The 11,197-nt window shown below is 73.0% G+C and carries 9 protein-coding genes; 3 read left to right on the forward strand and 6 right to left on the reverse strand.

Annotation, left to right across the window (positions count from 1 at the left end; all coding sequences use genetic code 11):
* Window positions 1–46 precede the first annotated feature (46 nt).
* On the forward strand, window positions 47–787 hold the full coding sequence (locus IEY73_RS22080; protein WP_189081193.1) for an MBL fold metallo-hydrolase: 741 nt from the start codon (window positions 47–49) through the stop codon (window positions 785–787).
* An 8-nt stretch (window positions 788–795) separates the two neighbouring features.
* Here IEY73_RS22080 and IEY73_RS22085 read toward each other — a convergent pair whose 3' ends face one another.
* The 4 genes from IEY73_RS22085 to fdxA all read right to left on the reverse strand — a co-directional run bounded on the left by IEY73_RS22085 (window position 796) and on the right by fdxA (window position 3,705).
* The gene (locus IEY73_RS22085; RefSeq protein ID WP_189081194.1) at window positions 796–1,098 is read right to left on the reverse strand and encodes a DUF1905 domain-containing protein; all 303 of its coding nucleotides are present in this window, start codon (window positions 1,096–1,098) and stop codon (window positions 796–798) included.
* Window positions 1,099–1,198: 100 nt separating this feature from the next.
* Window positions 1,199–2,239, reverse strand: coding sequence for a prephenate dehydrogenase (locus IEY73_RS22090; protein WP_505744147.1), 1,041 nt, complete (start codon window positions 2,237–2,239; stop codon window positions 1,199–1,201).
* 37 nt (window positions 2,240–2,276) lie between these two features.
* Window positions 2,277–3,374, reverse strand: coding sequence for a succinyldiaminopimelate transaminase (gene dapC / locus IEY73_RS22095; RefSeq protein WP_189081196.1), 1,098 nt, complete (start codon window positions 3,372–3,374; stop codon window positions 2,277–2,279).
* Between the two features lie 4 nt (window positions 3,375–3,378).
* Window positions 3,379–3,705, reverse strand: a complete 327-nt coding sequence (gene fdxA, locus IEY73_RS22100) for a ferredoxin (RefSeq protein WP_189081197.1) — start codon at window positions 3,703–3,705, stop codon at window positions 3,379–3,381.
* 78 nt (window positions 3,706–3,783) lie between these two features.
* Between fdxA and IEY73_RS22105 the strand changes: the two genes are divergently transcribed.
* The gene (locus IEY73_RS22105; RefSeq protein WP_189081198.1) at window positions 3,784–4,746 is read left to right on the forward strand and encodes a GNAT family N-acetyltransferase; all 963 of its coding nucleotides are present in this window, start codon (window positions 3,784–3,786) and stop codon (window positions 4,744–4,746) included.
* On the opposite strand, the gene IEY73_RS22110 is transcribed toward IEY73_RS22105, so the two are convergent.
* Complete coding sequence (locus IEY73_RS22110) at window positions 4,700–7,735, reverse strand: BTAD domain-containing putative transcriptional regulator (protein ID WP_189081199.1); 3,036 nt, start codon at window positions 7,733–7,735, stop codon at window positions 4,700–4,702. The two genes, IEY73_RS22105 and IEY73_RS22110, sit on opposite strands and share 47 nt — an antisense overlap.
* Before the next feature lie 24 nt (window positions 7,736–7,759).
* Window positions 7,760–10,399 carry an AfsR/SARP family transcriptional regulator gene (locus tag IEY73_RS22115; protein WP_189081200.1) on the reverse strand — a complete coding sequence of 880 codons (2,640 nt, stop codon included), beginning with the start codon at window positions 10,397–10,399 and terminating at the stop codon, window positions 7,760–7,762.
* A 139-nt stretch (window positions 10,400–10,538) separates the two neighbouring features.
* Here IEY73_RS22115 and IEY73_RS22120 point away from each other — a divergent pair.
* On the forward strand, window positions 10,539–11,197 hold a 659-nt coding region (locus IEY73_RS22120), incomplete at its 3' end, for a DUF8814 domain-containing protein (RefSeq protein ID WP_505744148.1).

An 11,197-nucleotide genomic window follows, 5' to 3' on the forward strand; every position in this document is an offset into this window, starting at 1 on the left:
CATTTGGTCGTGGTGTTTCGGGCGCGCGGCCGACGAGGATGACGTGATGCGGACGATCACCGTGCTCGGAAGCTGCGGGGCCTTCCCCGAGCCGGACCGGGCGTGCAGCGGTTTCCTGATCGAGTGGGACGGCTTCCGATTGGTTCTCGATCTCGGGTACGGCACACTGCCCCGCCTGCTGAATCACCGTCGCGATGGTGCGGTGGACGCGGTCGTGGTCACCCACGAGCATCCCGACCACTGCATCGATCTGCACGGCCTGTTCCGGCTGCACCGGTACGGCGGAGCGGGCGGCGACCGGATTCCGCTGTTCTGCCCGCCGGGCGTGCTGGACCGGCTGGCCGGTCTGGAACCCGACATGGATCTGGGCGACGTCTTCCAGCACCGGCACCTGCCGGGCGTTCACCGGATCGGGCCATTCGAGCTGCACGGCATCCCGCTGCCGCATCATGTGCCGAATGCGGGCGTACGGTTGACGGCTCAGCGCACCGTCCTGGCGTACACCGGAGACACCGGTCCGGACCCGGCCCTGGCGACGCTGGGCCGCGACGCGGACTTGTTCATCGTGGAGTGCACCGACCGGCCCGGCGAGGCGGAACAGCCGCACCGGAACCTGATGACGGCCGAGGAGGCGGGGCTTTGGGCGGCACGCGCGCGGGCGCGGCGGCTGATGCTGACTCACTTCTGGCCGGGCAACGACCGGCGGGACGCGGTGCGACGGGCGCGACAGTCGTTCGACGGCCCAGTGCTCACCGCCGAGGAGGGCACGACGACCCCGTTGGCGTGACGGCGCGATCAGAGATCGACCACTTCGACGGTGACCGTCGCGGTGTCCCCGGCCTCCAGCTTCTCCGCCTTGCGCACAGCCCGCTTGACCGGCAGGACGAAACCGCCCCGCCCGCTGTCCGGAAAGATCGAAGTGGACCAGGTGCTGCCGCCGACGGTCGCGCGCACACGCACCGACCCGAAGCCACGCCGCTGCCCGGCGGTCCGCTCACGGATCTCGGTGGACTCCGCCGCGGGAAGGCTGACAAACGTCCACGTCTCGGCCTGCCGGGCTGCCCAGATCCACAGTTGCGCGTCAAAGACGACGACCATGCGTGCAGCATGACACGGCGCCCGCCCGGCCGCCGACCGCGGTGCGCGGGCGACCTGGCGTCCATCGGGTCACCGGGTGTCTATCGGGTCACCGGGGTTTCTATCGGGTCACGGGCGCGTCCTCGGGCAGCAACGCACGGTAGACCACGGTGCCCGCCTCGACCGAACAATCGGTGAGGTAACCGCCCTGCTCGCCAACGGCCACGAGGAAGGAACGCTCGTCCGTGGCACCGTCGAAGCGCCGCTCCACGCGAGACATGCGGCGGGAGAGGAGCTCCAGCCGCACGGCCCGGCTCGACTCGAACTGGGACAGCACCGCATCCGCGTCGTCCCGTTCCAGATTCCCGGCCAGCTCGTCCAGCACCGACCTGACCAGGTTGATCTGCCGGAGTACAGCGCGCCGGTTCTGCAGCGCCATGTCGGCCGTGCGCGCACTGGGCGTGCCCGCCACGCGCGTACCGTCCCGGAAGCTGCCCGCGGCCAGGCTCAGCACGCCCTCGCGCACCGGCGACCGCGCGACCGCCCCCGCCAGGGCGCCGGCCAGCACATGTGGCACGTGCGACGACAGCGCCACCACCTCGTCGTGGAATCCCGCCTCCATCGGCGCGACGCGGGCCTCGAAGACGTCCGTCACCAGGGTGACGAGGGCGCGATAGCGCACCGGGTCGACGGCCGGGTCGGGGCACAGCACCCAGGGCGCCCCGACCAGCAGATCGGGGCGCGCCGACGCCAAGCCGGCGTTTTCGGTACCGGCCATCGGGTGCCCGGCGACGAACCGGTGGCCGAGACCCGCCTGCCGGGCGGCCTCGGTGACACCGAGCTTGGTGCTGCCCACATCGGTGACGACACAGTCGTCGGATGTGGCCTTGGCGACCTCGGAGAGAATCTCCGGCAGGGCGACGAGGGGCCCGCACAGGAAGACGACGGCACGATCGGCGACCGCTTCGTCCAGCCGGTCGGCGAAGCGCAGCCCCCAGCTCCGCCCCAGGTCACGGGTCTCGGCGCGCGGGTCCCACCCGATCACCTCGTGACCGGCCTGATGCAGTCGCAGGAGGAGCGAACCGCCGATCAGGCCCGTGCCGACGACGGCGAGACGATTCCCAGCACTGTCCGGCATCGGCCGACCTCTCGACATCGTCATCTTCGACCGCCGCCGCTTCGATCGCCGGGACGGGTGGTCAGGCGGCCAGGCGCCGCACCGCCGCCGCGACCCGCTCGTCCGAGGCGGTCAGCGCGAACCGCACATGCCGGTCGCCGGCGGGACCATAAAGCGCGCCCGGGGAGGCCAGGATGCCCCGCTCGGCCAGCCAGTCCAGGGTGGCCCAGCAGTCCTCGTCGCGGGTCGCCCACAGATAGAGGCCCGCCTCGGAATGGTCGATGGTGAACTTGGCGGTGGCCAGCGCCTCGCGCAGGGCGGCACGCCGCCTCGCGTACCGGGAACGCTGGATCTCCACGTGCTCCTCGTCGCCGAGCGCGGCCACCATGGCGGCCTGCACCGGCGCGGGCACGATCATGCCGGCCTGCTTGCGCACCGCCAGCAACTCGGCGATCAGGGCCGGGTCGCCGCTGACCGTGCCGGCGCGGTAACCCGCCAGGTTGGACCGTTTGGACAGCGAGTGCAGGGCCAGCACGCCCGAGTAGTCCCCGCCGCACACCTCGTCGGACAGCAGGGACACCGGCTGCGCCTCCCACCCGAGGGTGAGATAGCACTCGTCGCTGACCACCACGGCGTCGCGTTCACGCGCCCAGGCGACCACCTTGCGCAGGTGCTCGACGGGCAGCACCCGGCCGGTCGGATTGGACGGTGAGTTCACCCACACCATGCGGACCGACGGATCGGGACCGATCGAGGTGAGGCCGTCCACCCGCATCACTTCGGCGCCGGCGAGTTTCACCCCCACTTCGTAGGTGGGATAGCAGATCGCCGGGATCGCCACCGCGTCGCCCACGCCGATGCCCAGCAGGGTGGGCAGCCAGGCGACCAGTTCCTTGGAGCCGATCGTGGGCAGCACGCCCACCTGGCCGGACGCGCCGCAGGCCCGCGCGATCCAGGCGGTGATGGCCGCCTGCAACGGCGCGGACCCGACGGTCGTCGGATAGTGCGGGCTGTCCGAGGCCGCCGCCAGGGCGGACCTGATCACGTCGGGCACCGGATCGACGGGTGACCCGATGGACAGGTCCACCAGCCCGTCGGGATGCGCCGCCGCGGCCGACTTGACCGGGGCGATCACATCCCACGGGAAGTCGGGCAGGGCCGACGACAGCGGCGCCCGCATCCGCTCAGTGCTCGTTCAGATTTGCGGGCTGAGCGGCGACGAAGGACGCATCCCTCTCGATCTTGCCCACCTTCGCGGCACCCCCGGGCGAACCCATGTCCTCGAAGAACTCGTAGTTCGCGTTGGTGTAGTCCTTCCACTGCTCCGGCACGTCGTCCTCATAGAAGATCGCCTCCACCGGGCAGACCGGCTCGCAAGCCCCGCAGTCGACGCACTCATCGGGGTGGATGTAGAGCATCCGATTGCCCTCATAAATGCAGTCGACCGGGCACTCTTCGATGCATGCCTTATCGAGCACATCGACGCAGGGCTCAGCGATGATGTAGGTCACGGGTCTTTCCCTCCAAAGCCTCGCCGCATTCAGCCGCGACGGTACAGAGCCTAGTATCTCGCCGGGAGGAGGTGGCACGTGCTCCGTCGGCAGGATGTGGGACACCGGGTCGTGGTACGCCGCATTGTAGGCGGTTCGCCCGGTCGGCCGCAGTTCACGGACGCCCTGGGCGAGCTGGTGGAGCTGACCGAGACGGATCTCACGGTCGCCACCACGCGCGGACCCGTCCGGGTGCCGCTCTCTCAGGTGCACCGCGCCAAACGGGTGCCGCCGACGAGCCGCCCGCCGGCCGGTGACGTCATCGCCCTGGAGATGGCCGCGAACGCCGCGTGGCCGGCACCCGTGCAGTCCCGGCTGGGCGACTGGGTGCTGCGCGCCGCGCAGAACTGGACCGGCCGGGCCAACTCGGCGCTGGCCGTGGGCGACCCGGACCGCACCCTGGAGCACGCGGTCGACGCGGTGGTGGCGTGGTACACCGACCACGGGCAACGGGCGCTGATCAACGCGCCGATGCCGCTGGCCGCGCCGGTGAACGCGGCGCTCGACCGGCGCGGCTGGACCGCACGCCCGCTGACCCTGGTGCAGACGGCCGGCCTGGCCGGCCTGACGGACCTGCCGGAACGCCGCGACCTGCCGCCGGTGGACCTGGCCGACACCCCGGCGCCGGACTGGTACGCGATGGTGGCCGAGCACAAGGGCACGCTGCCGGACGCGGCCCGGCGCATCCTCACCGGACCGGCCGAGACGGTCTTCGCCACGGTGCGCGACGAGCACGGTGATCTGCTGGCGGTGGCGCGCGGCACGGTCACCGATCCGGGCCGGTGGCACGGCATCTCGCTGGTGCAGACCGCGCCGCACGCGCGCCGCCAGGGCCTGGCCCGGCACGTGCTGCGGGCGATGGCACGGTGGGCGGCCCAGCACCGGGCCACCCGCGCCTACCTCCAGGTGGAGGAGCGCAACGCGGGAGCGGTGGCGCTGTACGCCGGGCACGGGTTCACGACTCACCACACGTACCTGACGCGGGAGGCCCCGGCGTTCTGACCGTTCCGGCGAGCAGCTCTCGCAGCACCGTCGCCTGCGGGTGCTGCGGGTCGTCCAGGGCCGCGAGCGCACGGTGCCAGCACCCCACCGCGGCGGCGGAGTCGCCCCGTGCCCGGTGCGCCCGTCCGAGATGGAGCAGGGCGTCCGCCTCGGCGTCGGTCTCCCCGAGCCGGGCGAACAGCTCGGCCGCCCGCACCCCGTACGCGACCGCGGACGGGTGGTCGGCCAGGCTCGCGGCGGCCAGACCGAGGCTGTCTGCGGCGAACGCCTCGCCGGCGAGATCGCCGAGTTGCCGGCACAGGTCCAGAGCTTGCCGGCTGGACTCGGCGGCCCGATCGGGGCGGCCGAGAAGGAGATGCTCGCGCCCGATCAGGTTGAGCGCCAGGGCGGCGCCGGGCCGGTCTCCTCCGGCCTGGCAGAGATCCCGAGCCAGCAGGGCGTAATCCAGTGCGGGGCGGGGCCGCCCGACCCGGTTCAGCAGTTGCGACATGCCGAACAGCGGGTACGCGCGGGTCAGCCGCTCGCCGCGGCGCAGGCTCACCTCGACCAGCCACCGGTATTCGTCGCGGTCGCGATCCGGCGGCCCGGCGCCGCGCACCGGACCCGGCTGCGACACGCCATCCGGTAACGGGCCGGCGGCGGTGCGCGCGACGCGGCGGGCGGCGGCCAGGTCGTGCCGGTGACTCCACAGATGGAAATAGCGCCACACGTCGGCGAGGCGCGACTCGGGGTATCCCGCGGGATCGGTGTCGGCGGCGTGGATCAGCAGGATCGTCAGGGCCGGCCGTTCGGCCTGGCACCAGGCCAGCCCCTGCGCGGGATCCACCAGCTCGGCGAGCGTGACGCCGGGCGGCGGCGCGGCGGCGCGGATCGGCCGGTACGCCGGCCAGCGCAACCGGTCGGCCAGCTCCAGCGAGTGCAGGTAGTGGTCGGCCGAGCGGTCCCACGCCGCGGCCCGCTCGGCGGGGCTGTCGTGTTCGCGGGCCAGTTCGGCGGCGTACGCGTGCAGCAGATCGTGCAGCCCGTACCGGTCCGGTGTCAGCTCGGTGACCAGGTGGGTGGCGGTCAGTTCGGCCAGCGCGCGCCAAGCCTCGGTGACCGGCAGCCCGGCCAGGCTGGCCGCCGCGGGAAGCGACAGTTCCGGCCCCGGATGCAGGCCGAGCAACCGGAACATCCCGGCCGCCGCCGGGCTGAGCTGCCGGTAGGTGCAGGCGAAGAGGCTGCGCAGGTCGCCGCCGCCCTCCCCGGCGCTCAGCACGTCGAGCTGCCGCCGGGTATCCCGCAGTTGGGTGAGCAAGGCGGTGACCGGCACGTCCGGGCGAGCCGCGATCCGCCCGGCCGCGATGCTCAGCGCCAACGGCAGTCCGGCGCACAGGTCGATCAGCTCGGTGACCGCCGCCTGCTCAGCGGCCACCCGCGCGGCGCCGAGCCGACTGGCCAGCAGATGCCGGGCGTCGGCCGCATCGAACAGATCCAACATGATCAAATGGGCGCCCTCCGCGGCGGACAGGCCGATCATCTGGCGGCGGCTGGTCACCACCACCACGCAGCCCGGCCCGGCCGGGAGCAGCGGCCGGACCTGCTCGCTGTCCCGGGCGTTGTCCAGCACGATCAGCATCTGCCGCCCGGACAGCAGGCTGCGGAACAGGGCCGCCTGCGCGTCCGGGCTGTCCGGAATGCGAGCGGCCGGCACGGCCAACGCGTCCAGGAAGTCGCGGATCACCTCGGCGGGCCCCGACGAGGCGGTCACCGGATCGAAGCCGTGCAGATCCGCATAGAGCTGCCCATCCGGGAAACGGTCCGCGACGAGGTGCGCCCAGTGCACGGCGAGGGTGGTCTTGCCGATGCCCGCCGCGCCCCCGATGGCCGAGATGATGATGGTGCCGCCGGACGCGGCGGCCTCGTCGAGGCGGTCGATCAGACCGTCCAACATCTTGAGCGCCGCGCCGCGGCCGACGAAGCCGGGCAGCGCGAGGGGCAGTTGCCGCGGAACCGGCGACGCCGCACCCGCCGCCGGACGGACCGGCGTCGCCGGACGGCCCTGACGCAGCACCTCCTGATGGGTCTCGGTCAGTTCGGCACCCGGCTGCAGGCCCAGTTGCACGTCGAGCCGGTCGCGGATGTCGGCGTAGACGCGCGCGGCGGCAGCCGGATCGCCGCTGCCGGCCAGCGCGCGCATCAGCAGCGCGTGCGCCCGCTCGTCCAACGGCTCCCGCTCGACCAGACGCCACAGCGCCGGCAGCGACCGGTCGCACCGGCCGATCCCGGCGGCCAGACGGGCGTACTCGGCCACCGCGGCGGCCCAGGCCCGGTGCAGGACCGCCCCGGCGGCGCCGGTGCCCACCTCGTCCAGGTCGGCTGCCGGTGCGCCCCGCCACAGCGCCAGCGCTCGCTCGTACCGGCCGGCGGCCGGCTCCGGCGCCGCAGCCGCGAGCCCGGCTGCCTGGCTGACCAGGGACTGGAACGCGAGCCAGTCGAGCTCGTCGACGCCGAGCTGCAACCGGTAGCTGCGGCCGGTCGAGACCAGCCGCCCGTCGACGGCGCGCGGCGGCCGTCCCGGATCCAGGACATGCCGCAGCCGCCCGACGTAGGCCTGGATGAGGTTGTCCGCGGCCCCTGGCGCCCGTGGTCCCCACAGACCCTCGACGAGCTCGGCGCGGTGCACGACTTCGCCGGCGCGCAGCGCCAGCAGGCCCAGGACCGCGCGCTGCTGGGGTGGCCCGAGCGGCAACGGGCGGCCGTCGCGGTGGGCGGCGATCGGACCGAGGATGCGCAGCCGCAGGCCGGGTTCCGCAACGGTGGCGGCGTCGGCGGGCAGTGCCCGCTCCAGTCGTTCCAGCAGACCGGGCCGCGGATGCCGGGTACGACCCTGCTCAAGATCACGCAGGGTGCCCACCGGAATGCCGGCGAGCCGGGCGAGGTCACGTTGGGACAGACCGACGTCCCGGCGGCGGGCGCGGATCTCTCTCGGGTCGGCCGGTCCCGTCATCGCACCCCCCGCCATCGATCGCCATCACGATAGATAGTGCAGTTGATCTCGACAAGCGTTCTCCGCGTGGGCGTACCAGGCCGCCGCGGCGGCGACATCGCCGGACCTCTGGGCCAACTGGCCCAGGCTGACCGCGGCGGACGCCTCCCCGATCCGGTCGTCGAGTTCCCGGCAGAGCGCCAGCGCCTGCCGGCAGCTCTCGGCCGCCGCCGCATCCCGGCCCAGCTTCGCCTGGTAGCGGCCGATCTGGTTGAGCGCGAGCGCCGACCCGCCACGGTCACCGATCCCCCGGAACCAATCCAGCGCATACCCGGCGAAGGCCGCCGCCTCGGCCTGCCGGCCATTGCGGTCGAGCATGTGGGTCAGCCCGAACATGCAGTACGCCGCGGTGGTCTGTTCGCCTCGCTGCCGCGCCCTCTCCACCAGCCATCGATACCGGTCGCGGACGCTCACATCGGAGTCGGCATCCGCCCGCGGTTCGGCGCTCGCCGGTCCCAGACCGGTCAGCCGCACGTCGGTCAGCACCACCCGGAGCGCCTCACCCAGGTCCGCGCGGTGACTCCACAAGTGGAAGTACAGCCACAACGTCCACCGCTCCCCCGTCATGTACGCGGCCGGGCCTTCCGCCGCGTACCGGCCGATCAGCGCGGCCAGCGCCGGACGTTGCCGCTGACACCAGACGAGCGCGGCGGCGGGGTCGGTGAACCGCTCCGGGCGGACCCCGGGCACCCGCGTCAGGGTGCGCAACGGCTGACAGGCCGGGTAGCGCAGCCGGTCCACGCCGTCCAGAGACGCGAGGTAGTGGTGGAACGCGCGGTCGATGGCGGCCCGCTGCTCGGGTTCCGGCTCATGCTGCGCGGCCAGTTCGGCGGCGTACGTCCGGACCAGGTCGTGCAGGCCGTACCAGCCGGGTGCCTGCTCGCTGATCAGGTGTGCGGTTGCCAGCTCCGCCAGCGCCTGCCCGGCGGCCCGGCGTGCCAGCGCGGCGAGGCTGGCTGCCAAGGGCAGCGTCACCCCGAGACCCGGGTAAAGGCCGAGCAGCCGGAACAGCCGCGCTGCGGGCGGCGTCAGTTGCTGATAGGAGCTCCACAGCAGCATCCGCAGATCGGTGCCGGGCCCCTCGCCGGACAGCGCGTCGAGGTGCTGCCGCGCATCGCGGAACTGGCTGATCAGCGACGTGATGGAGAGACCCGGGCGGGCGGCGCAGCGAGCCGCGGCGACGCTGAGTGCCAGCGGCAGGCCGGCGCACAGGGTGATCAACTCGTCCACTGCCGCCGGCTGGTCCGCGATTCGTTCCTCGCCGAGCCGGGCGGCCAGCAGGCGCCGAGCCTCCGCCGGGGTGAGCAGATCGACGGTCACCTGCTGAACGTTCCCGTCCAGGGTCAGGCCGGCCAGTCGTCGCCGGCTGGTCACCAGGACCAGGCTGCCGGGGCTCGGCGGCAGCAGCGGCCGCACCTGGTCGCTGTCCCGGGCATTGTCCAGCATGATCAGCATTCGGCGACCGGACAGGAGGCTGCGGTACAGGGCGATCTGGGCGGCCAGACCGCTGGGCGACTCATCGGCCGGCACGCGCAGCGCATCCAGGCACATGCGGATCGCTTCCGCGGTGCCCAGCGGAGGCGCGACCGGATCGCATCCGCGCAGGTCCAGGTGCAGATGACCGTCCGGAAAGCGGCCGGCGACCGAGTGTGCCCAGTGCACCGCCAAGGCGGTCTTGCCGATGCCGGCCGGGCCGTCGACGACCGCGACGACCGCCGCCTCCCCGGCACCGAGGGCGTCGAGGCGGTCGCTGAGCCGGCGCCGTTCCCTGTCGCGGCCCACAAACCCGGGGATCCCGGCCGGAAGCTGGCGGGGCGGCCCGGCGCTGCCGACGCCGTCGCTGCCGGCTGGTTCCTGGCGCAGCACGCTCAACTGGGCCTCGGCCAGCTCGGCATCGACGCGCATCCCGAGCTGCTCGTCCAGCCGCTGCCGAACATCCGCGAACAACCGCAGCGCCGCCGCCTGCTGTCCCTCGGCGGCGAGGGCACGGATGAGCAGCGCGTGCGCCCGCTGATTGAGCGGATCCCGGCCGGTCAGCCGCCAGAGGTACGGGATGGCCGGCCCGCCGCGGCCCATCGCCACCGCGAGGCGACCGAGTTCGGTGACGGCGACGGACCACTCGTGCACCACGGCGGCCAGTCCCGGCCCGCCGCGCAAAAGGTCCACATCGGACATCGCTTCGCCGCTCGGCCACAGCGCCAGCGCCTGCTGGAGCAGTCGGCTCCCGCCCGCGGCGTCATCGGCGGAGATCGCCGCACCGGCCCGCCGGGTGAGGTCGGCGAACAGGGCCCAGTCCAGTCGGTCCGGTCCCAGCCGGAGCCGGTATCGGCGCCCGCTGGAGACGATCACACCGTCCGGGTCGCCGGGCGAACGGCCGGGGTCGAGGATCCGGCGCAGCCGTCCGACGTACGTCTGCACCAGGTTGACCGCGGTGAACGGCGGCGACTGGTCCCAGACGGCGTCGATGATGTCGTCGCGATGCACGTCCACGCCGGCGTTCAAGGCCAGCAGACCCAGCACCGCCCGCTGGCGCGGTGGTCCCAGCGCGATCGGCGCGCCGTCCCGCCAGGCGCAGAGCGGGCCGAGCACCCGTAGCCACAGGCCGGTACGGCGCTTGCTGGTCACCAGCAGACAGTACGACCGATCCGATCATCAACGACAGCACCTGTGGGGTACGGGAACGCGTGCAGCGGGCGTCCAGCGCTTGACCAGGGCCGGCCATCGAGACTTGCGGCGATCAATTCGTCGAGCCCGGGGAGGGTCCGTGCACCGCTTGATCGGACGACTGTTGGCCGTGGCGGCGCTGGCGCTGCCGCTGACGGCCGCCCAGCAAGGGCCCGCAGCGGCAGCGGATGCCGCGGCGGCTGCCTCGTCGACTCCGCTGACCTACCGCGTGTACGCCACCCGGGAGGGCCTGGTCGGCGGCACCACGTCCAACGGTCACGTCATCACGGCCAATGACCACTTCGTGGCGTTGCCGTCGGCCACCGCACTCTCGCCGCGCGGCGGCACCGCGAAGTCGGTGCGGGTGTGCGGCCCGAAGGCCTGTGAGACGGCCCCGGTCTGGGACATCGGGCCGTGGAACACCAAGGACAACTACTGGGACGCCAACCGCCAGGAGTTTGCGAACCTCCCGCAGGGCCGGCCGGAGGCGCAGGCCGCCTACCAGAACGGCTACAACGGCGGGAAGGACGAGTTCGGGCGCACGGTCGGCAACCCGGCCGGCATCGACCTGGCGGACGGCACGTTCGCCGCCATCGGGCTGAGCGACAACGGGTGGGTGACCGTCTCCTACCTGTGGACCACCGGCGGCGGCGCCGACACCACCCCGGCGGCCTCACCGCGAAGTTCGCCGGTGGTGCAGTACGGGACACAGATGCAGGTCTACGGCCGCGCCGGCAACGGCCACGCCTACGCCAACGT

It is taken from the genome of Mangrovihabitans endophyticus (assembly GCF_014646155.1).
Taxonomy (GTDB): domain Bacteria; phylum Actinomycetota; class Actinomycetes; order Mycobacteriales; family Micromonosporaceae; genus Actinoplanes; species Actinoplanes endophyticus.

What these genes read in the sequence shown, in the direction of transcription:
- IEY73_RS22090 (WP_505744147.1), bottom strand. Translation starts at nt 2,239, where the DNA reads ATGACGATGTCGAGAGGTCGGCCGATGCCGGACAGTGCTGGGAATCGT.
- IEY73_RS22080 (WP_189081193.1), top strand. Translation starts at nt 47, where the DNA reads ATGCGGACGATCACCGTGCTCGGAAGCTGCGGGGCCTTCCCCGAGCCG.
- dapC (WP_189081196.1), bottom strand. Translation starts at nt 3,374, where the DNA reads ATGCGGGCGCCGCTGTCGTCGGCCCTGCCCGACTTCCCGTGGGATGTG.
- IEY73_RS22085 (WP_189081194.1), bottom strand. Translation starts at nt 1,098, where the DNA reads ATGGTCGTCGTCTTTGACGCGCAACTGTGGATCTGGGCAGCCCGGCAG.
- IEY73_RS22110 (WP_189081199.1), bottom strand. Translation starts at nt 7,735, where the DNA reads ATGACGGGACCGGCCGACCCGAGAGAGATCCGCGCCCGCCGCCGGGAC.